The 24,881-nt window shown below is 57.0% G+C and carries 20 protein-coding genes and 1 other annotated feature; of the genes, 12 read left to right on the forward strand and 8 right to left on the reverse strand.

Features of this window, described 5'->3' with window-relative positions:
- Window positions 1-7: 7 nt before the first annotated feature.
- Window positions 8-1,201 (reverse strand): multidrug efflux RND transporter periplasmic adaptor subunit AcrA, encoded by a 1,194-nt coding sequence (acrA, locus tag DD597_RS16710; RefSeq protein ID WP_022650498.1) that lies wholly within the window; start codon window positions 1,199-1,201, stop codon window positions 8-10.
- 141 nt (window positions 1,202-1,342) lie between these two features.
- On the opposite strand from acrA, the gene acrR reads away from it, so the two are divergent.
- A complete protein-coding gene (gene acrR / locus DD597_RS16715; RefSeq protein ID WP_032608669.1) occupies window positions 1,343-1,996 on the forward strand; it encodes a multidrug efflux transporter transcriptional repressor AcrR in 654 nt (217 codons plus the stop codon).
- A gap of 113 nt (window positions 1,997-2,109) precedes the next feature.
- On the forward strand, window positions 2,110-5,457 hold the full coding sequence (mscK, locus tag DD597_RS16720; protein WP_032657418.1) for a mechanosensitive channel MscK: 3,348 nt from the start codon (window positions 2,110-2,112) through the stop codon (window positions 5,455-5,457).
- Between the two features lies 1 nt (window position 5,458).
- Here the strand turns inward: mscK and rsmS are convergent, their stop codons facing one another.
- Window positions 5,459-5,635, reverse strand: coding sequence for a pleiotropic regulatory protein RsmS (gene rsmS / locus DD597_RS16725; RefSeq protein WP_023315540.1), 177 nt, complete (start codon window positions 5,633-5,635; stop codon window positions 5,459-5,461).
- Between the two features lie 12 nt (window positions 5,636-5,647).
- Complete coding sequence (gene priC, locus DD597_RS16730) at window positions 5,648-6,175, reverse strand: primosomal replication protein N'' (RefSeq protein WP_045346373.1); 528 nt, start codon at window positions 6,173-6,175, stop codon at window positions 5,648-5,650.
- A gap of 50 nt (window positions 6,176-6,225) precedes the next feature.
- Here priC and DD597_RS16735 point away from each other — a divergent pair, with 50 nt between their 5' ends.
- From DD597_RS16735 to DD597_RS16775, 9 genes are all read left to right on the forward strand, one after another.
- Entirely contained in the window at window positions 6,226-6,603 is a 378-nt protein-coding gene (locus DD597_RS16735) for a DUF454 family protein (protein ID WP_045346375.1), read from the forward strand.
- Window positions 6,604-6,754: 151 nt separating this feature from the next.
- Window positions 6,755-7,306 (forward strand): adenine phosphoribosyltransferase, encoded by a 552-nt coding sequence (gene apt, locus DD597_RS16740; RefSeq protein WP_000127359.1) that lies wholly within the window; start codon window positions 6,755-6,757, stop codon window positions 7,304-7,306.
- Window positions 7,307-7,394: 88 nt separating this feature from the next.
- Window positions 7,395-9,323 carry a DNA polymerase III subunit gamma/tau gene (dnaX, locus tag DD597_RS16745; RefSeq protein WP_045330208.1) on the forward strand — a complete coding sequence of 643 codons (1,929 nt, stop codon included), beginning with the start codon at window positions 7,395-7,397 and terminating at the stop codon, window positions 9,321-9,323.
- Window positions 8,653-8,717 (forward strand) — a sequence feature (DnaX frameshifting element). (Overlaps the previous gene by 65 nt.)
- 53 nt (window positions 9,324-9,376) lie before the next feature.
- Window positions 9,377-9,709, forward strand: coding sequence for a YbaB/EbfC family nucleoid-associated protein (locus tag DD597_RS16750; protein ID WP_003858972.1), 333 nt, complete (start codon window positions 9,377-9,379; stop codon window positions 9,707-9,709).
- Complete coding sequence (gene recR / locus DD597_RS16755; protein ID WP_006809843.1) at window positions 9,709-10,314, forward strand: recombination mediator RecR; 606 nt, start codon at window positions 9,709-9,711, stop codon at window positions 10,312-10,314. The genes DD597_RS16750 and recR overlap by 1 nt, the downstream gene beginning before the upstream one ends.
- 110 nt (window positions 10,315-10,424) lie before the next feature.
- A complete protein-coding gene (htpG, locus tag DD597_RS16760) occupies window positions 10,425-12,299 on the forward strand; it encodes a molecular chaperone HtpG (protein WP_023324248.1) in 1,875 nt (624 codons plus the stop codon).
- 217 nt (window positions 12,300-12,516) lie between these two features.
- On the forward strand, window positions 12,517-13,161 hold the full coding sequence (gene adk / locus DD597_RS16765) for an adenylate kinase (protein ID WP_006809841.1): 645 nt from the start codon (window positions 12,517-12,519) through the stop codon (window positions 13,159-13,161).
- Between the two features lie 124 nt (window positions 13,162-13,285).
- Window positions 13,286-14,248, forward strand: coding sequence for a ferrochelatase (hemH, locus tag DD597_RS16770; RefSeq protein WP_022650505.1), 963 nt, complete (start codon window positions 13,286-13,288; stop codon window positions 14,246-14,248).
- A gap of 62 nt (window positions 14,249-14,310) precedes the next feature.
- Window positions 14,311-15,615: an inosine/guanosine kinase gene (locus DD597_RS16775; protein WP_022650506.1), complete on the forward strand. Its 1,305-nt coding sequence runs from the start codon at window positions 14,311-14,313 to the stop codon at window positions 15,613-15,615.
- Between the two features lie 93 nt (window positions 15,616-15,708).
- Here DD597_RS16775 and ybaL read toward each other — a convergent pair whose 3' ends face one another.
- Together ybaL and DD597_RS16785 are read right to left on the reverse strand one after the other, a co-directional pair.
- Window positions 15,709-17,385, reverse strand: coding sequence for a YbaL family putative K(+) efflux transporter (gene ybaL / locus DD597_RS16780; protein ID WP_022650507.1), 1,677 nt, complete (start codon window positions 17,383-17,385; stop codon window positions 15,709-15,711).
- A 232-nt stretch (window positions 17,386-17,617) separates the two neighbouring features.
- On the reverse strand, window positions 17,618-18,838 hold the full coding sequence (locus DD597_RS16785) for an MFS transporter (protein ID WP_015571242.1): 1,221 nt from the start codon (window positions 18,836-18,838) through the stop codon (window positions 17,618-17,620).
- 164 nt (window positions 18,839-19,002) lie between these two features.
- Between DD597_RS16785 and ushA the strand changes: the two genes are divergently transcribed.
- Window positions 19,003-20,655, forward strand: coding sequence for a bifunctional UDP-sugar hydrolase/5'-nucleotidase UshA (gene ushA / locus DD597_RS16790; RefSeq protein ID WP_022650509.1), 1,653 nt, complete (start codon window positions 19,003-19,005; stop codon window positions 20,653-20,655).
- Between the two features lie 120 nt (window positions 20,656-20,775).
- On the opposite strand, the gene ybaK is transcribed toward ushA, so the two are convergent.
- The 3 genes from ybaK to copA all read right to left on the reverse strand — a co-directional run bounded on the left by ybaK (window position 20,776) and on the right by copA (window position 24,797).
- On the reverse strand, window positions 20,776-21,255 hold the full coding sequence (ybaK, locus tag DD597_RS16795) for a Cys-tRNA(Pro)/Cys-tRNA(Cys) deacylase YbaK (protein ID WP_003858950.1): 480 nt from the start codon (window positions 21,253-21,255) through the stop codon (window positions 20,776-20,778).
- Window positions 21,256-21,453: 198 nt separating this feature from the next.
- Window positions 21,454-22,248 carry a TraB/GumN family protein gene (locus tag DD597_RS16800; protein WP_045330198.1) on the reverse strand — a complete coding sequence of 265 codons (795 nt, stop codon included), beginning with the start codon at window positions 22,246-22,248 and terminating at the stop codon, window positions 21,454-21,456.
- A 50-nt stretch (window positions 22,249-22,298) separates the two neighbouring features.
- On the reverse strand, window positions 22,299-24,797 hold the full coding sequence (gene copA / locus DD597_RS16805) for a copper-exporting P-type ATPase CopA (RefSeq protein WP_003858946.1): 2,499 nt from the start codon (window positions 24,795-24,797) through the stop codon (window positions 22,299-22,301).
- Window positions 24,798-24,881: the final 84 nt, after the last annotated feature.

Below are 24,881 nucleotides of genomic sequence, written 5' to 3' on the forward strand. Positions count from 1 at the left end.
GTTTAAGTTAAGACTTGGTTTGTTCTGACTGGCCAGCGGCCGACGCTTGTTGTTTGTCGTCAGATTTCACTTCCTGCGCTTTGACCTGCGCGCCAGGACGAACTTTTTGCAAACCAGTAATAATCACGCGATCGCCATCTTTCAGACCTTCCGTCACCAGCCACTTATCGCCAATCGCCTGCGTTGCAGTGATATTGCGCATTTCGACTTTGTTATCGGCACCCACAACCAGCGCGCTCGCATCGCCGCGTGGCGTACGGGTCACACCCTGCTGAGGAACCAGAATGGCGCTTGGGTTAGTCCCTTCCTCAAGACGGGCGCGTACGAACATACCCGGCAGCAGGGTTTTATCCGGATTCGGGAAAATGGCCCGGATGGTGATTGAGCCGGTGGTCTGATCGACGGTCACATCAGAAAATTCCAGTGTACCGGTCTGCGAGAACTCGATACCGTCGTTGGTAACCAGTTCAACCTTGGCTTTACCGTTTTCCTGTTTCAGTTGACCGCTTGCCAGCTCCTGTTTGAGACGCAGGAAATCGTTGCTGGACTGGGTAACGTCAACATAGATCGGGTCAAGCTGCTGCACGGTGGCCAGTGCGTTGGTCTGACCGTTTTGCACCAGTGCACCTTCGGTGACGGCAGATTTACCAATGCGACCGCTGATAGGGGAGGTCACTTTGGTGTAGGCCAGGTTAATACGCGCGGTTTCTACCGCCGCTTTCGCCGCCACAACGGCCGCGTTGGCTTGCTGCGCATCGGCCAGGGCTGAATCATAATCCTGTTGGCTGATGTACTGCGTGCCGAGCAGCTTCTTGTAACGATTCAACGTCAGCTGCGAAATTTTGGCTGCCGCTTCTGCTTTCGCCAGATCGCCTTTAGCGCTCTCATAAGACGCCTGGTAGGTTGCTGGATCAATCTGATACAGAGACTCACCTGCCTTGACATCACCGCCTTCGGTGAAGTTACGTTTCAGGATGATACCGCTTACCTGCGGACGCACTTCCGCAATGCGATAGGCGCTGGTGCGGCCCGGTAGTTCTGTTGTCATCTGGAGAGGTTCGGATTTGAGCGTCACGACGCCAACTTCTGGCACCTGCTGAGCTCCTTGTTGAGCCTCTTTGTCGTCACATCCTGTAAGCGCTAAGCTGCCTGAGAGCATCAGAACGACCGCCAGAGGCGTTAACCCTCTGTTTTTGTTCATATGTAAACCTCGAGTGTCCGATTTCAAATTGATCAAGGGTCCTGAGTCTAAAAACCCATTGCTGCGTTTATATTATCGTCATGCTATGGTACATACATTCATAAATGTATGTAAATCTGACTCCTGTAAATTCATCAACGTATGGCACGAAAAACCAAACAACAAGCGCTGGAAACCCGACAACACATTCTGGATGTGGCAATGCGTTTGTTCTCACAGCAGGGTGTTTCGGCAACCTCGCTGGCACAGATTGCTCAGGCCGCGGGCGTCACGCGGGGAGCGATTTACTGGCATTTCAAAGACAAGTCCGATCTGTTTGGTGAAATCTGGGAGCTTTCAGAGTCCAGCATTAGCGATCTTGAGAGTGAGTATCGGGCAAAATTCCCTCACGATCCACTCTCTGTGTTAAGAGAAATTCTAGTATATATCCTTGAAGCGACAGTTGTTGAAGAGCGCCGCCGTCTGATGATGGAAATCATCTTCCATAAATGTGAGTTCGTTGGCGAAATGGCGGTGGTTCAGCAGGCGCAACGCGACCTGTGTCTGGAAAGCTACGATCGCATCGAACAGGTCCTCACGGAGTGCATGCAGGCCAAAATGCTTCCTGCTACCTTACTCACCCGCCGGGCGGCGATCCTGATGCGCAGCTATATTTCCGGCCTGATGGAAAACTGGCTTTTTGCTCCGGAGTCGTTCGATCTCAGATCAGAGGCGCGCAGCTATGTCGACATTTTTCTTGAGATGTGCCAGCTCTGTCCGACCCTTCAAAGTAAGCATCACCCCCGTTCTACCTGATCGGGTACGGGAAAAATCGTAGACCCTTTCCGTCGTACTATTCTGCTTCAGCCGGGCGTGATATCCTTCATGCCCGACTATTTCCGGTCATTTCTCACATCACATTCACAACTATGCTGCACACCAATCGCTCGCAACATCCTGTTCTGGCCCTGTTTTTGATCCTGCTGTTTTACTTTGCAGCCGCGCCGCTTTCCTGGGCCCGTGCAGACAACGGCAGTGACATTCCCACGCGTGCTGATGTTCAGGCGCAACTCGACACCCTGAATAAGCAGAAAGATCTGTCCGCCCTGGAAAAACTTGTTCAGCAGGACCTGACGGAAACCCTGGAAACGCTGGACAAGATAGAGCGCATCAAAGCCGAAACGGCCCAGCTGAGGCAGAAGGTCGCTCAGGCGCCGGAAAACATGCGTAAGGCTACGGAGGCGCTGAATGCGCTCAGCGACGTCGACAACGACGATGAAACCCGAAAAACGCTTGCCACGCTGTCGTTGCGCCAGCTTGAGTCGCGCGTGGCGCAGCTGCTGGACGATCTGCAAACGGCGCAGTCCGATCTCTCAACCTATAACAGCCAGCTGGTTTCGCTGCAAACCCAGCCTGAGCGCGTGCAGAACGCCATGTACTCCGCATCGCAACAGCTACAGCAGATACGTAACCGTCTGAATGGCGTCACCGTTGGGGAAGGGGCGCTTCGCCCCACCCAGCAAACGCTGCTGAATATCCAGCAGACGCTGCTAAACGCGGAGATTGAACAGCAGCGTAAGAGCCTGGAAGGCAACACGGTGCTACAGGATGCGCTGCAAAAACAGCGTGACTACGTGACCGCGAATATCAACCGGCTTGAGCATCAGCTTCAGCTGTTGCAGGAAGCGGTAAACAGCAAGCGCCTGACCCTGACTGAAAAAACGGCCCAGGAAGCGGTCTCGCCAGACGAGACGGCGCGTATTCAGGCCAACCCGCTGGTGAAGCAGGAGCTGGAGATTAACCACCAGCTGAGCGAACGTCTGATCCAGGCGACTGAAAACGGCAGCGCGCTGGTACAGCAGAATATCAAGGTCAAAAACTGGCTGGATCGCGCGTTGCAGGCCGAGCGTAACGTCAAGGAGCAGATTGCCGTCCTGAAGGGCAGCCTGCTGCTGTCGCGCATTCTCTACCAGCAACAGCAGACGCTGCCGTCCGCCGACGAGCTGGAAGACATGACCAATCGCATTGCGGATTTGCGTCTTGAACAGTTTGACGTCAACCAGCAGCGCGATGCGCTATTCCAGAGCGATACCTTCGTTGCCAAAGTGGAAGAGGGCCATTCAGGTGAAGTGAACGCTGAAGTTCACGACGCGCTGTTGCAGGTGGTGGACATGCGCCGCGAACTGCTCGATCAGCTCAACAAGCAGCTGGGCAACCAGTTGATGATGGCGATTAACCTGCAAATCAACCAGCAGCAGCTGGTGAGCGTTTCTAAAAGCCTCCAGGAGATCCTGACCCAGCAGATTTTCTGGGTGAACAGCAATAAACCCATGGACTGGGACTGGTTTAAATCTTTCCCGGAAACGCTGAAATCCCAGATAAAAAGCATGAAAATTACCGTGAACTGGGAGAAAGCCTGGCCTGCGGTAATGATTGCCTTCCTGGCGGGACTGCCTTTGTTGCTCATCGCTGGCGTAATACGCTGGCGTTTGAAATGGCTGAAACAGTACCAGGCGAAGCTGGCCTCGGAAGTGGGGCAACTGCGTAACGACAGCCAGCTGCACACCCCGAAAGCGATCCTGATCGATCTGATCCGTGCTCTGCCGGTCTGCCTGTTGATACTCGCCGTGGGCCTGATCCTGCTGACCATGCAGTTGAATATCAGCGATCTGCTGTGGGCGTTCAGCAAGAAGCTGGCGCTGTTCTGGCTGGTGTTTGGCCTGTGCTGGAAAGTGCTGGAAAAAGATGGCGTCGCCGTCCGCCACTTCAACATGCCGGAAAAACTCACCAGCCACTGGCGTCGCCAGATTGTACGCATCAGCCTCGCGCTGCTGCCGCTGCACTTCTGGTCAGTTGTGGCCGAGCTTTCGCCGCTGCATCTGATGGATGACGTACTGGGGCAACTGGTGATTATGCTGAACCTGCTGCTGATTGCCGTCCTTATGTGGCCGATGTGCCGCGACAGCTGGCGGGATAAAGAGTCCCATAATCTTCGTCTGGTTACCGTAACGGTGCTGGCGATCATTCCGCTGGCGCTGATGGTGCTGACGGCGACGGGTTACTTCTATACCACGCTGCGTCTGTCAGGCCGCTGGATCGAAACGGTTTATCTGGTGATTGTGTGGAACCTGCTGTTCCAGACCGTGCTGCGTGGTTTGAGCGTAGCGGCGCGCCGCATTGCGTATCGTCGTGCTGTTGCCCGTCGGCAGCATCAGGTGAAAGAGGGGGCTGAAGGGGCAGAGCCGCAGGAAGAGCCGACTATCGCCCTGGAGCAGGTCAACCAGCAAACGATGCGTATTACCATGCTGGTGATGATCGCCCTGTTTGCGGTGATGTTCTGGGCCATCTGGTCTGATTTAATTACCGTCTTCGCTTACCTCGACAGTATCACGCTCTGGCAATACAACGGTACCGAAGCGGGCGCTGCGGTAATGAAAAGCGTCACCATGGGCAGCCTGCTCTTTGCGCTGGTGTCGTCAGTGGTTGCCTGGGCGTTGATCCGCAACCTGCCGGGTCTGCTGGAAGTGCTGGTGCTCTCAAGACTGAACCTGCGTCAGGGGGCGTCGTACGCCATTACTACCATCCTGAACTACGTCATTATTATTGTCGGGGCGATGACGGTATTCGGTTCGCTGGGCGTCTCGTGGGATAAACTCCAGTGGCTGGCGGCAGCGTTGTCGGTGGGTCTCGGCTTCGGCTTGCAGGAGATCTTCGGTAACTTTGTCTCTGGCCTGATTATCCTGTTCGAACGTCCGGTGCGTATCGGCGATACCGTCACCATCGGCACCTTCTCCGGGACCGTCAGCAAGATCCGCATCCGTGCGACCACCATTACCGACTTCGATCGTAAAGAGGTGATCATCCCGAACAAAGCCTTTGTGACCGAGCGCCTGATCAACTGGTCGCTCTCGGATACCACCACCCGCGTGGTGATCCGACTCGGGGTGGCCTACGGTTCAGATCTGGATAAAGTGAAAGAGGTCCTGCTGGAAGCCGCGAAATCACATCCTAAAGTGATGCACGATCCTGCGCCTGACGTGTTCTTCACCACCTTCGGGCCAAGCACGCTGGATCATGAGCTGCGCCTGTACGTACGCGAACTGCGCGATCGCAGCTACACCGTCGATGAGCTGAACCGCACCATTGACCGTCTGTGTCGTGAAAACAACATTAATATCGCCTTCAACCAGCTTGAAGTGCACCTGCGTAACGAGAAAGGTGACGAGCATACGGAAGTGAAGCGCGAAATTAAGGGGGACGACCCGACTCCCGCCTGAATTATTTCCCTCTCCCCACTGGGGAGAGGGCAGGGTGAGGGGGGAGTTTCCCCTCAAAATCCCGCCGCACAATCTCCAGCGCTTTCAGCACCGTCTCAGCCGGGATCGCATGATTCTCCAGCAGCATAATTAAATCGACGGCCAGTTTGACCTCATCGGGGGCATTTTCCAGTGACATCAGCGGCTCCTGTTAACGGGTCAGGCGTTCAATGACGCGTTCAATCTCATCCAGCGCCTGACGGCAGCGGACGATGCGGCCTTCCAGCGCGCTGATTTCACGCATTAATAACTGCTGCTCTTCCAGCGTTTCGCTGATGTTCAGGCGGGCTTCGCGCTCACGCTTCATCTCAAACAGACGGCGCTCAAACTCCTGGTTCTCCAGCCGCTTGCGCTGCCATTTTCCCAGTCCCGGCGAGGCGCTGTCCCACGCCCGTAGCGGCCAGGCGGCAATTTCCCGGTGCAGGGCGGTGATCTGCTCGGTAAGATGCTCCGCAAGCCACGCGACCTGTTCCTGCTGTTCACTCTCAACCGCGTGGCGAAGCTCGTCGAGGTTGGTCTGCGCTTCAGCAAGGTAATCCTGAATGACGGTGCTGCGGGTGCGGAAGAGCTGCCGGTCAAAGCGCGGTTTCAGCGTGGCGTGGCCCATCAGCGGTGTGGCCTGCGCCCGCAGCGCGATCAGCTGATTTTGCAGCCTCTCAAGAAGCAGTGCTGTTTTCAAGGCGCTCTCCAGTGGTAAAGTAGCCGTTCAGTTTGATAACGATTCGCATTATGCAGCGTACTATTTTAATCATCATTGGCTGGCTCGCGGTAGTGCTGGGTACGCTGGGTGTGGTTTTGCCCTTGCTGCCGACCACCCCGTTTATCCTGTTGGCCGCCTGGTGCTTCGCCCGCTCGTCGCCGCGTTTTCACCACTGGCTTCTGTACCGCTCGTGGTTCGGCGGCTACCTGCGGCACTGGCAAAAACACCGGGCTATGCCGCCCGGGGCCAAGCCGCGCGCCATTGCCTTCATCCTGATCACCTTCGCCGTCTCGTTATGGCTGGTGAAAATGATGTGGGTGCGCATTCTGCTGCTGGCGATCCTGGTTAGCCTGCTGCTCTTTATGTGGCGGATCCCCGTGGTTGATGAAAAGCAACAAAAGCACTGAAGCCTCATCATGGCGGTTGCAATTATGGCGCACAGCCAGTAAATTCGACCGTTTTCGAGCACAGGTGCGCCTGGTCAAAGGTTAAACAACTGTTACTTTGACCGACTCGTCGCGCGCCGTGAGTAACACTGTTTCATTTAGGCACAAACCGATGACCGCAACTGCACAGCAGCTTGAATATCTGAAAAATAGCATCAAAAGTATCCAGGACTATCCAAAACCTGGCATTCTTTTCCGCGATGTCACCAGCTTGCTGGAAGACCCGAAAGCGTACGCCCTCAGCATTGAACTGCTGGTTGAGCGTTATAAAAACGCCGGGATCACCAAAGTAGTAGGTACTGAAGCCCGTGGCTTCCTGTTTGGCGCACCGGTTGCGCTGGCGATGGGCGTGGGTTTTGTGCCGGTGCGTAAGCCGCGCAAACTGCCGCGTGAAACCATTGCTGAGAGCTATGAGCTGGAATACGGCACCGATCAGCTGGAAATTCACGTTGATGCCATCAAGCCAGGCGACAAAGTGCTGGTGGTGGACGATCTGCTGGCAACCGGCGGCACCATCGAAGCGACCGTGAAGCTGATCCGTCGTCTGGGCGGGGAAGTGACCGACGCGGCATTCATCATCAACCTGTTCGATCTCGGCGGCGAGCAGCGTCTGGAAAAACAGGGTATTACCAGCTACAGCCTGGTGCCATTCCCGGGACATTAATCCCATATCTCACAACCTCGCTCAATGGGTGAGGTTGTGATAGCATTCCCCTCCATTAATTCACCTTCCAGCGTTGCAGAGCCTGCCCATGAGTTATCAGGTGTTAGCCCGTAAATGGCGACCACAAACCTTTGCTGACGTTGTCGGTCAGGAACATGTGCTGACGGCCCTGGCGAACGGCTTGTCGCTAGGTCGCATCCATCACGCCTATCTTTTTTCCGGCACCCGCGGCGTCGGTAAAACCTCTATTGCCCGTCTGCTGGCAAAAGGTCTGAACTGCGAAACCGGGATCACCGCCACCCCGTGCGGCGTGTGCGACAACTGTCGTGAGATCGAGCAGGGGCGTTTTGTCGATCTGATTGAGATCGACGCCGCCTCGCGCACCAAAGTGGAAGACACCCGCGATCTGCTCGACAACGTGCAGTACGCCCCGGCGCGCGGCCGCTTCAAGGTCTATCTGATCGATGAAGTGCACATGCTGTCGCGCCACAGCTTCAACGCCCTGCTGAAAACGCTGGAAGAGCCGCCTGCGCATGTCAAATTCCTGCTGGCGACCACCGATCCGCAAAAGCTGCCGGTCACGATCCTCTCACGCTGCCTGCAATTCCATCTGAAGGCGCTCGACGTTGAGCAGATCCGCGCTCAGCTTGAGCATATCCTCGATGAAGAGAACATTGTCCATGAACCGCGCGCGCTGCAACTGCTGGCCCGTGCCGCGGACGGCAGCCTGCGCGATGCGCTGAGCCTGACCGACCAGGCGATTGCCAGCGGTGACGGTAAACTCTCCACCGACGCGGTCAGCACCATGCTCGGCACGCTGGATGACGATCAGGCGCTGTCGCTTATTGAAGCGATGATCGCCGCCAACGGTGAGCGGGTGATGACGCTCGTCAACGATGCCGCCGCCCGTGGCATTGAATGGGAAGCGCTGCTGGTCGAGATGCTCAGCCTGCTGCACCGCGTGGCGATGCTGCAACTGTCCCCGTCGGCCATTGGCGCAGACATGGCGACCATTGAGCAGCGGATGCGTGAACTTGCGCGCACCGTGCCGCCGGCTGACGTTCAGCTTTATTATCAGACGCTGCTGATCGGCCGCAAAGAGCTGCCGTTTGCACCGGATCGCCGGATGGGCGTTGAAATGACGCTGCTGCGCGCACTGGCCTTCCATCCGCGCAAGCCACTGCCGGAGCCGGAAACGCCCCGGCAGTCCTTTGCGCCGGTTGCGCCGACCGCGGTAATGTCACCGCAGCAGGTGCCACCGCAACCGGCATCGCCGCCGCCGCAAAACGTGCCGCTGTCGGATGCCACCAGTTCGGTGCTTGCCGCACGAAGCCAGTTGCAACGTGCGCAGGGAGCAACCAAACCAAAAAAGAGTGAACCGGCAGCGCCTGCAAGAGCGCGGCCGGTGAACAACGCCGCGCTTGAACGACTGGCCTCGGTAACGGAGCGCGTGCAGTCGCGTCCGGCACCGTCCGCGCTCGAGCAAAAAGCCCCGGCGAAAGAAGAGGCATACCGCTGGAAGGCGACTACCGTTGTTGAAACGGTCAAGGAAGTGGTCGCCACGCCAAAAGCGCTGAAAAAGGCGCTGGAGCATGAAAAAACGCCGGAGCTGTCCGCGAAGCTTGCGGAAGAGTCCATCGAGCGCGACGCTTGGGCCGCAGAGGTCAGCAAACTGCAACTGCCGAAGCTGGTTGAGCAGGTCGCGCTGAACGCCTGGAAAGAGCAGGACGGTAATCAGGTGCGTCTGCACCTGCGCCCTGGCCAGCGGCACCTCAACTCCCCAGGCGCGCAAAAGGCGCTGGCCGAGGCGCTTACCGCATTACAGGGTGTGCCGGTTGAATTGACTATCATTGAAGATGATAATCCGGCGGTGAAAACGCCGCTCGAGTGGCGACAGGCGATTTATGAAGAGAAGCTCGCGCAGGCGCGCGAGTCGATTATCGCGGATAACAACATCCAGACCCTGCGCCGGTTCTTCGACGCCGATCTGGATGAAGAGAGTATTCGCCCCATTTGATCGTGAGTCTGACTTACGGTTGTAATCCTTAACGTGAAAGAAGAGAGAAGCCTATGTTTGGTGGAAAAGGCGGTCTGGGTGGCCTGATGAAGCAGGCTCAGCAGATGCAGGAAAAAATGCAGAAGATGCAGGAAGAGATCGCTCAACTGGAAGTCACGGGTGAATCCGGTGCCGGTCTGGTCAAGGTGACCATCAACGGTGCGCATAACTGCCGTCGCGTGGAAATCGACCCGAGCCTGCTCGAAGACGACAAAGAGATGCTGGAAGATCTGGTTGCAGCCGCGTTTAACGATGCCGCTCGCCGTATCGACGAAACCCAGAAAGAGAAAATGGCCTCTGTTTCCAGCGGTATGCAACTGCCGCCGGGCTTTAAGATGCCATTCTGATGCAAACCAGTCCGCTGCTCACGCAGTTAATGGAAGCACTGCGCTGCCTGCCGGGCGTTGGCCCGAAGTCGGCGCAGCGTATGGCGTTTACGCTATTGCAGCGCGACCGCAGCGGCGGGATGCGCCTGGCGCAGGCTCTGACCCGCGCCATGTCAGAAATTGGTCACTGTGCGGATTGCCGTACCTTTACCGAGCAGGACGTATGCAACATCTGCACGAACCCGCGTCGTCAGGAAAACGGTCAGATTTGCGTGGTGGAGAGTCCGGCGGACATCTACGCCATCGAACAAACCGGGCAGTTTTCCGGCCGCTATTTTGTGCTGATGGGGCATCTCTCCCCGCTGGACGGCATCGGCCCGGACGATATCGGTCTCGATCGTCTGGAGCAGCGCCTGGAGTCGGAAACCATCAAAGAGGTGATCCTCGCCACCAACCCCACGGTGGAAGGGGAGGCAACCGCCAACTACATCGCCGAACTGTGCGCGCAGTACGGCGTTGACGCCAGCCGCATCGCCCACGGCGTGCCGGTCGGCGGTGAGCTGGAGATGGTCGACGGCACCACGCTGTCGCACTCGCTGGCCGGACGTCACAAGATTATTTTCTGACCAAACGGAGGCTGCGCGCGCGGCCTCCGCTTGAAAATTTCCCCCTTTATCCCCATCTCTCACTCAACGTTTTACAACCCCATTAAATGGCATTGTTGAGGTCGACTTAGATGAAAGGACAAGAAACCCGTGGTTTCCAGTCAGAAGTAAAACAGCTTCTGCACCTGATGATCCATTCCCTGTATTCCAACAAAGAAATTTTCCTGCGTGAGCTGATTTCCAACGCCTCCGATGCGGCGGACAAGCTGCGCTTCCGCGCGCTGTCTAACCCGGATCTGTATGAAGGCGACGGCGAACTGCGCGTGCGCGTCTCGTTCAATAAAGAGAACCGCACCCTGACGATTGCCGATAACGGCATCGGGATGAACCGCGACGAGGTGATCGACCACCTCGGGACCATCGCCAAATCCGGCACCAAAGCGTTCCTTGAGTCCATGGGCTCTGACCAGGCGAAAGACAGCCAGCTGATTGGTCAGTTCGGCGTAGGCTTCTACTCGGCGTTCATCGTGGCGGACAAAGTCACCGTGCGCACTCGCGCCGCGGGCGACAGCGCCGAGAACGGCGTGCTGTGGGAATCCAAAGGGGAAGGCGAGTACACCGTTGATGACATCACCAAAGCGGATCGCGGCACCGAAATCACCCTGCACCTGCGTGAAGGCGAAGACGATTTCCTGAACGACTGGCGCGTACGCTCCATCATCAGCAAGTATTCCGACCACATCGCGCTGCCGGTTGAGATTGAAAAACAGGAAGAGAAAGACGGCGAAACCGTGGTTTCCTGGGAGAAAATCAACAAGGCGCAGGCGCTGTGGACGCGTAACAAAGCTGAAATTAAAGACGACGAGTACAACGAATTCTACAAGCACATCGCCCACGACTTCACCGATCCGCTGACCTGGAGCCACAACCGTGTGGAAGGTAAGCAGGAGTACACCAGCCTGCTGTACATCCCGGCACAGGCACCGTGGGACATGTGGAACCGCGATCACAAGCACGGCCTGAAGCTGTACGTGCAGCGCGTGTTCATTATGGACGACGCCGAGCAGTTCATGCCGAACTATCTGCGCTTTGTGCGCGGCCTGATCGATTCCAACGATCTGCCGCTGAACGTCTCCCGCGAAATTCTGCAGGACAGCACCGTCACCCGTAACCTGCGCAACGCCCTGACCAAACGTGCGTTGCAGATGCTGGAAAAACTGGCGAAGGACGATGCGGAAAAATACCAGACCTTCTGGAAACAGTTTGGCCTGGTGCTGAAAGAAGGTCCGGCGGAAGACACCGCGAATGTGGAAGCTATCGCTAAACTGCTGCGCTTCGCCTCTACGCACAACGACTCCTCCGCCCAGACCGTGTCGCTGGAAGAGTACGTCTCCCGCATGAAAGAAGGGCAGGAGAAGATCTACTACATCACCGCCGACAGCTATGCGGCAGCGAAGAGCAGCCCGCACCTGGAGCTGCTGCGTAAGAAAGGCATCGAAGTGCTGCTGCTGTCTGACCGCATCGACGAATGGATGATGAACTACCTGACCGAGTTCGACGGTAAGGCGTTCCAGTCCGTTGCCAAAGCTGACGAGTCCATCGACAAGCTGGCAGATGAAGTGGACGAAAGCGCGAAAGAAGCCGAGAAGGCGCTGGAGCCGTTCATTGAGCGCGTGAAAACCCTGCTGGGTGACCGCGTGAAAGAGGTGCGCTTCACGCACCGTCTGACCGATACGCCAGCCATTGTCACCACCGATGCGGACGAAATGAGCACCCAGATGGCGAAACTGTTCGCTGCGGCGGGCCAGGCCGTGCCGGAAGTGAAATATATCTTTGAGCTTAATCCGGATCACCCGCTGGTGAAACGCGCGGCGGATACCCAGGACGACGCCCGCTTTGCGGAGTGGGTTGAACTGCTGCTGGATCAGTCCCTGCTGGCCGAGCGCGGTACGCTGGAAGATCCTAACCTGTTCATTAAACGTGTGAATGCGCTGCTGCTGGCGTAATCTTCCCTCACCCCGACCCTCTCCCACAGGGAGAGGGTGAAAGAGTTCCCTCTCCCTGTGGGAGAGGGTTAGGGTGAGGGCACCAGACCGCACTCTCCCAAATTATCTCCCCTCATTAACCGTTTCAGCCTCCCCGCCTTCCTTGAGCGATACCCGTTCTGGTGGTATTGTTTAGCGCTTTTGAAAAATTGAATCGACATTTGAGGGGATTTTCGCAATGCGTATTATTCTGCTTGGCGCTCCGGGCGCGGGTAAGGGAACTCAGGCTCAGTTCATCATGGAGAAATACGGTATTCCGCAAATCTCTACTGGTGACATGCTGCGTGCCGCTGTTAAATCTGGCTCCGAGCTGGGCAAACAAGCTAAAGACATCATGGACGCAGGCAAGCTGGTGACCGACGAACTGGTTATCGCGCTGGTAAAAGAGCGCATTGCTCAGGAAGACTGCCGCAATGGTTTCCTGCTGGACGGCTTCCCGCGCACCATTCCTCAGGCTGACGCCATGAAAGAAGCGGGCATCAACGTGGATTACGTGCTGGAGTTCGACGTACCGGACGAGCTGATCGTTGACCGTATCGTTGGCCGTCGCGTACACGCTGCTTCTGGCCGCGTTTACCACATTAAATTCAACCCACCTAAGGTTGAAGGCAAAGACGACGTGACCGGCGAAGAGCTGACCACCCGTAAAGACGATCAGGAAGAAACCGTGCGTAAACGCCTGGTGGAATACCATCAGATGACCGCACCGCTGATCGGCTACTACACCAAAGAAGCGCAGGCGGGTAACACCAAATACGCGAAAGTGGACGGCACCAAAGCCGTGGCTGACGTACGTGCAGAGCTGGAAAAAATTCTCGGCTAAGCGCACCTCTCTCACCCGGAGCCCCGGGTGAGAAAAATTCTCATCTTACCTATTGCAGCAATGGGTTTCGTTTAAACGCATTTCCGCTACAATTGACAGCCTATCAAATGGTTAAGAGGCGTGAATGAGTCAGGCGAAAACCGGCATCCTGCTTGCCAATCTGGGCACCCCAGAAGCACCTACTCCAGCGGCGGTAAAACGCTACCTGCGACAATTTTTAAGCGACACGCGCGTCGTGGATACCCCAAGACTGCTGTGGTGGCCACTGCTGCGTGGCGTCATTCTGCCGATTCGTTCCCCGCGTGTGGCAAAGCTCTATCAGTCCGTGTGGATGGAAGAGGGCTCGCCGCTGATGGTGTACAGCCGTCGTCAGGAGAAGGCGCTGGCCGCCCGCCTGCCGGACATGCCCGTTGCGCTCGGCATGAGCTACGGTAAGCCGTCCCTGGAAAGCGCCGTTGACTCTCTGCTGGCGCAGGGCGTTGAACACATTGTGGTGCTGGCTCTATATCCGCAGTATTCGTGCTCCACGGTAGCTGCCGTCTGGGACGAACTGGGGCGCATTCTGGCGACCCGCCGCCGTATACCGGGTATCACCTTTATCCGCGACTACGCCGATAACGAGCTGTACATTCAGGCGCTTGCCAGCAGCGCGCGCGCGTCGTTTGAAAAACACGGCGAGCCGGATCTGCTGCTGCTCTCCTATCACGGTATTCCGCAGCGTTTCGCGAACGAAGGGGACGATTACCCCCAGCGTTGCCGCGATACCACCCGCGAGCTGGTCTCCGCCCTCGGCCTGCCGCCTGAGAAGGTGATGATGACCTTCCAGTCGCGCTTCGGCCGTGAACCTTGGCTGACCCCGTATACTGATGAAACGCTAAAAATGCTGGGCGAGAAGGGCGTGAAGCACATTCAGGTGATGTCGCCGGGCTTCTCGGCGGACTGTCTGGAAACGCTGGAAGAAATTGCCGTCCAGAACAAAGAGTTCTTTATGGAGGCGGGCGGAACGAAATACGAATATATTCCTGCGCTTAACGACTCCCCTGAACACATCGACATGATGGTGTCACTGGTCACCACCCGCCGCTGATCGCGTTACGGGCCGGGTTTGTGCTACCATTCCCGGCCCGTATTCTTTGCACAGTTCAGACCATGAAATTTCCCGGTAAACGTAAGTCCAAACACTATTTCCCCGTCGATGCCCGCGATCCGCTGTTACAGCAAATTCAGCAGGAAAGCGAGACCAGCGCTGCCTGGGTGGTCGGTATCGATCAGACGCTGGTGGACATTGAAGCCAAAGTGGATGATGCGTTTGTCGCACGTTACGGTCTGAGCGCCGGGCACTCGCTGGTGATTGAGGATGACGTTGCTGAAGCGCTGTATCAGGAGCTGGTGCGCGAAAATCTTATCACCCACCAGTTTGCCGGCGGCACTATCGGCAACACCATGCACAACTACTCCGTACTGGCAGACGACCGCTCGGTGCTGCTTGGCGTGATGTGCAGCAATATCGAAATCGGTGGCTACGCCTACCGCTACCTGTGCAATACCTCCAGCCGCACCGATCTGAACTATTTACAGGGCGTTGACGGGCCGATTGGCCGCTGCTTTACGCTGATAAGCGATTCCGGCGAGCGTACCTTTGCCATCAGCCCCGGCCATATGAATAAGCTGCGCGCTGAAAGTATCCCGGAAGAGGTGATCGCGGGCGCGTCTGCGCTGGTACTGACCTCCTATCTGGTGCGCTGCAAGCCGGGCGAACCAATGCCGGACGCAACCATGAAGGCAATTGAGTACGCGAAGAAATACAACGTGCCTGTGGTTCTGACGCTGGGCACCAAATTCGTCATTGCCGACAACCCGGAGTGGTGGCAGGCCTTCCTGAAAGAACACGTCTCGATTCTGGCGATGAATGAAGAAGAAGCCGAAGCGCTGACCGGCGAAAGCGATCCGCTGCTGGCGTCTGATAAGGCGCTGGACTGGGTGGACCTGGTGCTCTGCACCGCCGGGCCGGTCGGGCTGTACATGGCGGGCTTCACGGAAGAAGAGAGCAAGCGTAAAACCCAGCACCCGCTGCTGCCGGGCGCAATCGCCGAATTTAACCAGTATGAGTTCAGCCGCGCTATGCGTCATAAAGACTGCATCAACCCGCTGCGTATCTTCTCTCACATCGCACCGTATATGGGTGGCCCTGAGAAGATCATGAACACTAACGGCGCGGGCGACGGCGCGCTGGCCGCGCTGCTGCACGACATTACCGCCAACGCCTACCACAAAACCAACGTGCCGAATTCCAGCAAACATACCTTCGACTGGCTGACCTATTCCTCGCTGGCGCAGGTGTGTAAGTACGCGAACCGCGTGAGTTATCAGGTGCTGAACCAGCATTCTCCGCGCTTAACGCGGGGGCTGCCGGAACGGGAAGACAGCCTCGAAGAGGCTTATTGGGACAGGTAAAAGTAAAACGGCAACCTGTGGTTGCCGTTTTTAGTGTTTGTTCCCTCTCCCTGCGGGAGAGGGTCAGGGTGAGGGCATCAGGCAGCACAAAACTTACCCCGTTACTGCCTCTTCAACCGGCGGTTTCGTCAGCATTGTCAGCATCGTATTCGCAATCTCACGCTCACCCATCACCACCTGATTCGCGCCGCGCTCGGTGATGTACTCCACTTCGTCATCATAATGGGCGCGGGCAATGATTTCGATATGCGGGCATTTTTCACGGGCTGTGGCGACAATCTCGCCAGCCTCGTAACCGTTCGGGATAGTGAGCAGCAGCCAGCGAGCGCAGTCCAGATGCGCCAGATTCATAATCTCTTCGTTAGCCGCGTTGCCCAGCACCGCGCGGATGCCGCGCTCGCGAAGTTCGTCGACGCGGGTGCGTGACGTTTCAATCACTACAAGTGGAATGCCCTGAGCCATCAGTTTTTCACCCAGTAGGCTGCCGACGCGGCCAAAACCGACCAGCAGCGCGTGGTTGCAGATATCCACCGGGATCTGTTTCTCTTCTTCTGTCGCCTCTTCCAGCGTCAGCTCTTCGAGGGTTTCGGTCTTCTCGAGATATTTCTCCAGCAGGGCAAACAATACCGGGTTCAACATGATGGAGAGGATCGCCCCCGCCAGCACCAGATTTTGCCCCGCCTGTGGCAGCAGGTTCAGGGCCATCCCCAGACCGGCAAGAATAAAGGCGAACTCGCCAATCTGCGCCAGGCTGGCGGCGATGGTCAGCGCCGTGCGCGGCGAGTGACCGAACATCCGCACCAGGAAGAAGGCGGCAACGGACTTACCAAAGATGATGATTGCCAGCGTACCCAGCACGGCCAGCGGCTGCTGGATGAGGATCAACGGGTCGAACAGCATCCCGACGGAGACGAAGAACAGCACCGCGAATGCATCCCGCAGCGGCAGGGTATCGTGCGCGGCGCGGTGGCTCAGCTCGGACTCGTTCAGCACCATCCCGGCGAAGAACGCGCCCAGCGCAAAGGAGACGTCAAACAGCTCGACGGCGCCAAAGGCAATGCCCAGCGCCAGCGCAAGGACTGAAAGCGTGAACAGTTCACGCGAGCCCGTGGCGGCGCTGCGGGACATTATCCACGGCACCAGACGGCGGCCCACCAGCATCATGATGGCGATAAACGCCACAACCTTACCGATGGTAATGCTCATATCCAGCGCCAGCGAGGCGAAGCCGATATTCTCTTTTTCCATCATCCCGGCGACGGCGGGCAGCAGAACCAGCGTCAACACCATTACCAGATCTTCAACAATCAGCCAGCCTATCGCGATTTGCCCGCGCTGGCTGTCTATCAGCTGCCTCTCTTCAAGCGCGCGCAGCAGCACCACGGTACTGGCGGTTGAAAGACACAGCCCAAATACGATACCGGTCATGATTGACCAGCCCAGCACCGCCGAAAGCGCCATGCCCAGCAGCGTCGCCACCCCTATCTGGGCGATCGCTCCCGGTATGGCGATCGACTTTACCGCCATCAGATCCTTCAGGGAAAAATGCAGCCCGACGCCAAACATCAGCAGGATCACGCCTAATTCCGCCAGCTCAGGCGCCAGTTTGGTATCTGCGACAAAACCCGGCGTAAAGGGCCCTGCCAGCACGCCCGCCAGCAAATAGCCTACCAGGGGCGAAATACGCAGTTTATTGGCAATCATGCCGAGAATAAAAGCGAGCACAAGTCCACCAACAATGGTGGTGATAAGCGGTGTGGCGTGGTGCATTCCGTCTCCTTTTGCGATGGGTGATCCATTTTTGGTGCAAATACCAAAAAGCCGATTAATAGTTTATGACAATTTTTACGCTTATGTTTATGAATAATTGTTGAAAACACAATAAAAAGACAATAAGCATGAAAAAAGGCAGATTTTGATAAATTTGCTGAGGGGAGGGAGAGGAAAGCCTTATGGCATCAGGTTATCCGGCTGCCAAAGTTTAACTTTGGCAGCCGTGAAGTTACGCTTTATGACGGTTGTCAGGCAGGAATATGGTCAACATCCCCAGAAGTGGCAGGAAAGCGCAGATTTTATAGACCAGGAAGATGCTGGTGTGGTCGGCAACCATCCCTAACACGGCTGCGCCAAGGCCGCCCATGCCAAAGGCAAAACCGAAAAAGAGGCCGGAAACCATACCGATACGTCCCGGCAGCAGCTCCTGCGCGTAGACCAGGATGGCTGAAAATGCCGATGCGAGAATAAAACCAATAATCACCGTCAATATTCCGGTCCATTCCAGCGTTGCGTAGGGTAAAACAAGCGTAAACGGTGCAACGCCGAGGATAGAGCCCCAAATCACATATTTACGTCCGATTTTATCCCCCACAGGGCCGCCAATCACCGTGCCTGCCGCCACCGCAAACAGGAAGGCAAAGAGGTGGAACTGGGCGTTTTGTACCGATAATCCGAATTTTTGCATCAGATAGAAGGTGTAATAGCTGCTGATGCTCGCCATATAAAAATATTTCGAGAAAATCAGCACCAGCAGCACACTGACGGCAAGGATCACCTTATTGCGCGGAAGGGGGTTGGTTATCTTCGCGGCAGGTTTTCCCTTATTTACGCGATGCTGCGCGGCATACCAGCGGCTGATTTGCGCCAGGACGACAATCGCCAGCAGCGCGGCCAGCACAAACCACGCCACGTTGCCTTTACCGTAGGGCGCGATAATCACCGCCGCCAGTAGAGGACCGAGGGAGCTACCAAAGTTCCCCCCCACCTGGAACAGAGACTGCGCCAGCCCGTGGCGTCCGCCGGAGGCCATACGCGCCACGCGGGACGATTCCGGATGGAACACCGATGAACCGGTTCCCACCAGCGCCGCGGCAACCAGTACCGCCTCAAAGCTGCCCGCCATGGCCAGCAGCACTAGCCCGCTCAGGGTGAAGCACATCCCAATGGGCAGCGACCATGGCATCGGGTATTTGTCCGTCCAGTAGCCCACCACCGGCTGTAGCAGCGAAGAGGCCAGCTGGAAGGTCAGGGTGATCATTCCGATCTGCACGAAGGTTAATGAGAACTCAGACTGCAACAGCGGGTAGATCGCCAGAATCAGCGACTGGATCATGTCGTTGAGCAGATGAGAGAGACTGATTGCGCCTAATACTTTAAAGGAAGTGCGCGATTTCGGCGGCGACGCCGGAGCGCCCTGGACGGGCTGGGTTGATTCACTGATTGCCATAAATACCACGTCGATTTGTTATTAGAGATGCAGGGAGTAATTATTATCCGACTAACATACCCGTCCGTGACATTTGAAGAAAGTCGCAATTCTGAAAACTTATTTGTCTATTCTTGTGAGTCACTGTAATTTTTGCGTTTGTCTATGAGTCAGGGAGAGAGAAGATGAAGTTAATGAAGCGTGGCGTCGCGCTGGCGCTCATCGCCGCATGGGGGCTAACAAGCCTGCCCGCGCAGGCGTATGAAAAAGATAAAACCTATAAAATTACCATTCTGCATACTAACGATCATCACGGCCATTTCTGGCGCAGCGAATACGGTGAATATGGCCTGGCGGCGCAAAAAACGCTGGTGGACGGCATTCGTAAAGAGGTCGCGGCCCAGGGCGGCAGCGTGCTGTTGCTGTCGGGCGGGGATATTAATACCGGCGTACCGGAATCTGATTTGCAGGATGCCGAGCCTGATTTCCGCGGCATGAATTTAATTGGTTACGATGCGATGGCGGTCGGAAACCACGAGTTTGATAATCCGCTGAGCGTGTTGCGCCAGCAGGAGAAGTGGTCCAAATTCCCGTTCCTTTCCGCCAATATTTATCAGAAAAGCACCGGCGAGCGCTTGTTTAAACCGTGGGCGCTGTTCAAGCGTCAGGATCTGAAGATCGCGGTCATCGGCTTAACCACCGACGATACGGCCAAAATTGGCAACCCTGAATTTTTCACCGACATCGAATTCCGTAAACCGGCGGACGAAGCGAAGCTGGTGATCCAGGAGTTGCAGCAGAATGAAAAACCGGATGTGATTATCGCGACCACCCACATGGGGCATTACGACAACGGTCAGCACGGCTCTAACGCGCCGGGCGACGTGGAGATGGCGCGCAGCCTTCCTGCGGGCTCGCTGGCCATGATTGTGGGCGGTCATTCGCAGGATCCGGTCTGCATGGCTTCTGAGAATAAAAAGCAGGTAGATTATGTGCCCGGCACGCCGTGCGCGCCGGATCGTCAGAACGGGATCTGGATTGTACAGGCCCACGAGTGGGGTAAATACGTTGGCCGCGCGGATTTCGAATTCCGTAACGGCGAGATGAAGCTGGTGCACTATCAGCTCATCCCGGTCAACCTGAAGAAGAAAGTGACCTACCCGGACGGCAAAAGCGAGCGGGTACTCTACACGCCAGAGATCGCTGAAAACCAGCAGATGCTCTCTCTGCTGACGCCGTTCCAGAGCAAAGGGAAAGCGCAGCTGGACGTGAAGATTGGCACGCTTAACGGGCGACTGGAAGGAGACCGCAGCAAAGTCCGCTTCGTGCAGACCAACATGGGGCGTCTGGTGCTGGCCGCGCAGATGGCGCGCACGAATGCGGATTTCGCCGTGATGAGCGGCGGCGGTATTCGTGACTCCATCGAAGGCGGAGACATCACCTATAAAGACGTGCTCAAAGTGCAGCCGTTTGGCAACGTGGTGGTCTATGCGGACATGAGCGGGAAGGAGGTGATTGACTACCTGACCGCCGTGGCGCAGATGAAGCCAGATTCCGGGGCGTATCCGCAGTTTGCTAACGTCAGCTTCGTCGCGAAGGACGGTAAGCTCAACGATCTCAAAATCAAAGGCGAACCGGTTGATACGGCGAAAACCTACCGCCTGGCAACGTTAAGCTTTAACGCCACCGGCGGCGACGGCTATCCGCATATCGATAACAAACCGGGCTATGTAAATACCGGGTTTATTGATGCGGAAGTGTTGAAGCAGTTTATCCAGCAAAATTCACCGATTGACGTGAACGCGTATGAGCCGAAAGGTGAGGTGAGCTGGCAGTAGTGTTGTGCGGCCTGATGCCCTCACCCCAACCCTCTCCCACCGGGAGAGGGCGCGAACACAAAAAACGGTAACGCCTGTTACCGTTTTGCTTTTACCTCGCAGCGCCACCGGACAATTTTCTCAATCCCGGCGCGCAATATCCGCAAATTTCGCGTCCAGCATTTTCGCCAGATCGCCTGCGGACAGTTCTATATCCAGCCCGCGTTTGCCGCCAGAAATATAGATCGTTTCAAATTCTTGCGAAGGCGCATCGATCAGCGTGGGCAGACGCTTTTTCTGACCGAGCGGGCTGATCCCGCCGACCAGATAACCCGTTGTGCGTTGCGCAACCATCGGGTCTGCCATATCGACCTTTTTCGCTCCCAGCGCTTTGGCCACTTTCTTCAGATCAAGCTGTCCGGCGACGGGCGTCACTGCCACAGCGAGGTGCTTCATATCGCCGTTCACCGCGACCAGCAGCGTTTTGTAGACCTGGTCCGCGTTCAGCCCCAGCTTGCGCACCACTTCATCACCAAAGTTGGTTTCGTTCGGATCGTGATCGTAGGTGTGGATCCGGAAAGAAATTTTGTTTTTTTCGAGTAATTTAACGGCGGGAGTCATGGCTATCCTTCTTACGACAGACGATTCATGCCAGCAGCATACGCCTGACGTTTGTCTAAAAAATAGCACCATCTTGCGCAATAGTATTGGCAGTGATGGTCACTTTGAGCGACAATCGGCGTAGCCGAAGGTCACTTCGGTATAATAAAAACGATGAAATTCCTCTTTGACGGGCCAATAGAAATATTGGCCATTTTTTTATTTCAGCAGCGACGGCAAATTCCCTTCTCCGTACAAATGCAACGCGCCAACCGCGACAACATAACGACCGGCAGGCAGGGCATATAGCGTCTCCCGCCACGCCTGGTTGCGCGCGTTCATCAGCACATCATACAACGATTCACTGAACGTCGACGGTAACGCCAGCTTACCGTCTGCGGGCGGCGCATCCAGCCACCAGCCAATCATCGTTTGCAGCAGACGCGCGTTGGTGTGCCAGTGGGTCAGGGTATCATCCAGCAGTATCAGGCCGTCATCGGGAAGCTGGCGAAGGAGCGCAATCTGGCTGTCCGTGCCTTCCAGTTCAATGATGGACAGGTTGCGCGCCCTTGCCGCATTCAGCAGTTGATAATCGATACCGTAATCGCCGCGCAGCCCCAGGCGCTGCGCCTGGGTTGCCTGTAGCACCATGGCAATTTGCCACAGGGGCAGGGTGTCGAGCATAGAGAGCGAAACGCCGGTCTCATCCGCAAGACGGGTAAGCTCAGCCAGCTGCGTCTCGTTAAGACGTTCCGCCAGGGGGCGGTCGCTTTCCAGCCCGGCAAACGGCGATTCATGGCCGGAGATGTCGGCTTCGACGATCAGCGCGTCGGCGCGCTTCAGTAGTTTAATCAGGCCGGAGGGCAGGGGGGACATATCCTGCGTGCCCATATGAATGCTTCCCACCAGGTGCAGATGCTGCCCGCCCGGAAGCGAAATATCCATACCGGGCCAGGCATAACGGCGGGGAAAAAGGGCGCGAAACGATGTTTTTATACGATTAAACAGACCCATACGCGCTCCATAAACGGAAAGGTTCATGCTAGCGCGTACGGGTACAAGGTTCAATCTTTCGGTTTAAACCGCAGCAGACGGTTAGCGTTGCTCACCACGGTAATTGACGAGAGCGCCATCGCCGCACCCGCAACAACCGGGTTCAGCAGGGTACCGGTCAGCGGCCACAAAATCCCGGCGGCAATCGGAATGCCGAGCGAGTTATAGACGAACGCCCCCAGCAGGTTCTGCTTCATGTTGCGCAACGTGGCTTTCGAAATCGCCAGCGCGTCCGCCACGCCCATCAGGCTGTGGCGCATCAGGGTGATCGCCGCGGTTTCAATGGCGACATCGCTCCCGCCGCCCATCGCAATACCTACGTCAGCCTGCGCCAGCGCCGGGGCGTCGTTGATGCCGTCGCCCACCATCGCCACCTGGCGACCCTGACTTTGCAGGTTCTTGATGGCGTCCGCTTTGCCGTCCGGCAGCACGCCCGCGATCACCTCATCAATACCGGCTTCTTTGGCGATGGCGTTAGCGGTGGTCGGGTTGTCCCCGGTCAGCATCACCAGACGATAGCCCGCGCGGTGCAGGCGCTGTAAGGCATCTACGCTGTCCTGGCGTAACGGATCGCGCACGGCCAGCAGCGCCGCCACCTGACCATCCCTCGCCAGCAGAACCGGCGTCGCGCCCTGAGAGGCCTGCGCGTTCAGCTCAGCGTCCAGCGCGGACGTATCAACGCCGTGTTCAGTCAGCAGTGCCTGGTTTCCCAGCAGCAGCGTATGGCCTTCGGCTTCACCGCTGACCCCTAAACCGCGCAGGGTGCGGAAGTTACTTACCTGCGGCAGACGAGCATCACCGGCTTTCTCCAGGATGGCGCGCGCCAGCGGGTGGCTGGAGCCTTGTTCCAGCGCGGCGGCCAGGCGCAGGGCATCCGTCTCCGTACAGCCAACGGTACTGACGGCCACCACCTGCGGTTTGCCCTCGGTGAGCGTGCCGGTTTTATCAAAAACAAGGGTGTCCAGCGTGCTTGCCCGTTGCAGGGCGTCAGCATCACGGACCAGTACGCCAAATTCGGCGGCGCGTCCGACGCCAGAGATAATCGACATCGGCGTGGCCAGGCCAAGGGCACAAGGGCAGGCGATGATCAGTACCGTGGTGGCGATCACCAGGGTGTAGACAATCTGCGGCGCCGGGCCGAAGAAATACCAGATTGCCGCGCTCAGCAGGGCAATACCGACGACCACCGGCACAAAAATGGCGGAGATTTTATCGGCAAGCTGACCAATCTCCGGCTTACTGCTCTGCGCCTGGCGGACCATGCGAATGATGCGTGACAGCGTGGTATGGCTCCCGACCGCGCTGGCGCGGAACAGCACGCTGCCGTCCTGCACGACCGTACCGGCATGCACGGCGTCGCCCTGAGATTTCTGCTGAGGAATCGGCTCGCCGGTCAGCATCGCTTCATCCAGCCAGGCATCGCCCTGGGTGATTTCACCGTCGACGGGCACGCGGTCGCCGGTGGTCAGGCGCAGCGTCATTCCCGGCTGTACCTCTGAGAGCGGAACGCTTTTTTCCCCGTCGTCCGTGACCACGCGGGCCGTCGGCGGGGTTAAATCAAGCAATCTTTCCAGCGCTTTCGACGAGCGCTGACGCGCGCGGGCTTCGAGCATATGGCCTAAGTTAATCAGACCGATAATCATCGCACTCGCTTCATAATAGAGATGGCGCGCCTCCATCGGGAACCACTGCGGCCAGACGTTAACGCTCATCGAATAGAGCCACGCCGCGCCGGTCCCGAGGGCGACCAGGGTATCCATCGTCGCGGTGCGGTTTTTCAGGCTCTTCCAGGCGCTGGTATAGAAATGCCCGCCTGCAAACACCATCACCGCAAGGGTAATCAGACCAATCACCAGCCACAGGGTGCGGTTGTCAGCGGTGACCATCATGTTGTCACCCATCATGCCCCACACCATCACCGGAATACCGACCAGCAGGGCGACAATCGCCTGCCAGCGGAAGCGCTTCATGGTGGCGACAGCCGTTTCCTGCTGGCGCTCGCGGCGCTCGGCATCATCTTCGATGGCCTCCGCCCCGTAGCCCGCTTTCTCCACGGCCTGCACTAACTCTGCGGCGGAGGCGCTGCCCATCACCAGCGCAGTACGCTCCGCCAGGTTTACCCGTGCCTGTGCTACACCCGGTACCGCCTGTAAGGCGTTTTGTACCCGGGAAACGCAGCTGGCGCAGCTCATGCCGTTGATCAGCAGCTGTTGGCTGTCATCAATGTCATCAGCTACCGGAAGCTCAGGAGTGGCCGCTGTCAGTGCTTCCGACGGGGATGATGACTCTGCCAGCGGTTTAGCCTTTGGGTGGCTTAACTCCGCCCCGTAACCGGCCTGTTTAATGGTATCAATCAGCGCGTCGGCGCTGGCGCTGCCGGTCACGGCGGCATGATCGATAGTCACCTCAGCGCTTTCCACGTCAGGACGCTGCTCCAGGCTTTCTTTAACGCGTTTGACACAGTGGCCGCAGGAGAGGCCGTCCAGTGTCAGGTCAATAGTGTGAGACATAACAAAACTCCCGTATAATGTTCTGGTCAATTGTTGACCTTCACTCTGCTTTTCGCTAACTGTTATGAAGGTTAAACCTTCCAT

It is taken from the genome of Enterobacter cloacae complex sp. 677-3DZ2D5B (assembly GCF_004136695.1).
In the GTDB taxonomy this organism is placed as follows: domain Bacteria; phylum Pseudomonadota; class Gammaproteobacteria; order Enterobacterales; family Enterobacteriaceae; genus Enterobacter; species Enterobacter hormaechei_C.

Coding starts and splice junctions, on each gene's coding strand:
- acrA (WP_022650498.1), bottom strand. CDS start 1,201: ATGAACAAAAACAGAGGGTTAACGCCTCTGGCGGTCGTTCTGATGCTC.
- acrR (WP_032608669.1), top strand. CDS start 1,343: ATGGCACGAAAAACCAAACAACAAGCGCTGGAAACCCGACAACACATT.
- mscK (WP_032657418.1), top strand. CDS start 2,110: ATGCTGCACACCAATCGCTCGCAACATCCTGTTCTGGCCCTGTTTTTG.
- rsmS (WP_023315540.1), bottom strand. CDS start 5,635: ATGTCACTGGAAAATGCCCCCGATGAGGTCAAACTGGCCGTCGATTTA.
- DD597_RS16735 (WP_045346375.1), top strand. CDS start 6,226: ATGCAGCGTACTATTTTAATCATCATTGGCTGGCTCGCGGTAGTGCTG.
- apt (WP_000127359.1), top strand. CDS start 6,755: ATGACCGCAACTGCACAGCAGCTTGAATATCTGAAAAATAGCATCAAA.
- dnaX (WP_045330208.1), top strand. CDS start 7,395: ATGAGTTATCAGGTGTTAGCCCGTAAATGGCGACCACAAACCTTTGCT.
- DD597_RS16750 (WP_003858972.1), top strand. CDS start 9,377: ATGTTTGGTGGAAAAGGCGGTCTGGGTGGCCTGATGAAGCAGGCTCAG.
- recR (WP_006809843.1), top strand. CDS start 9,709: ATGCAAACCAGTCCGCTGCTCACGCAGTTAATGGAAGCACTGCGCTGC.
- htpG (WP_023324248.1), top strand. CDS start 10,425: ATGAAAGGACAAGAAACCCGTGGTTTCCAGTCAGAAGTAAAACAGCTT.
- adk (WP_006809841.1), top strand. CDS start 12,517: ATGCGTATTATTCTGCTTGGCGCTCCGGGCGCGGGTAAGGGAACTCAG.
- hemH (WP_022650505.1), top strand. CDS start 13,286: ATGAGTCAGGCGAAAACCGGCATCCTGCTTGCCAATCTGGGCACCCCA.
- DD597_RS16775 (WP_022650506.1), top strand. CDS start 14,311: ATGAAATTTCCCGGTAAACGTAAGTCCAAACACTATTTCCCCGTCGAT.
- ybaL (WP_022650507.1), bottom strand. CDS start 17,385: ATGCACCACGCCACACCGCTTATCACCACCATTGTTGGTGGACTTGTG.
- DD597_RS16785 (WP_015571242.1), bottom strand. CDS start 18,838: ATGGCAATCAGTGAATCAACCCAGCCCGTCCAGGGCGCTCCGGCGTCG.
- ushA (WP_022650509.1), top strand. CDS start 19,003: ATGAAGTTAATGAAGCGTGGCGTCGCGCTGGCGCTCATCGCCGCATGG.
- ybaK (WP_003858950.1), bottom strand. CDS start 21,255: ATGACTCCCGCCGTTAAATTACTCGAAAAAAACAAAATTTCTTTCCGG.
- DD597_RS16800 (WP_045330198.1), bottom strand. CDS start 22,248: ATGGGTCTGTTTAATCGTATAAAAACATCGTTTCGCGCCCTTTTTCCC.
- copA (WP_003858946.1), bottom strand. CDS start 24,797: ATGTCTCACACTATTGACCTGACACTGGACGGCCTCTCCTGCGGCCAC.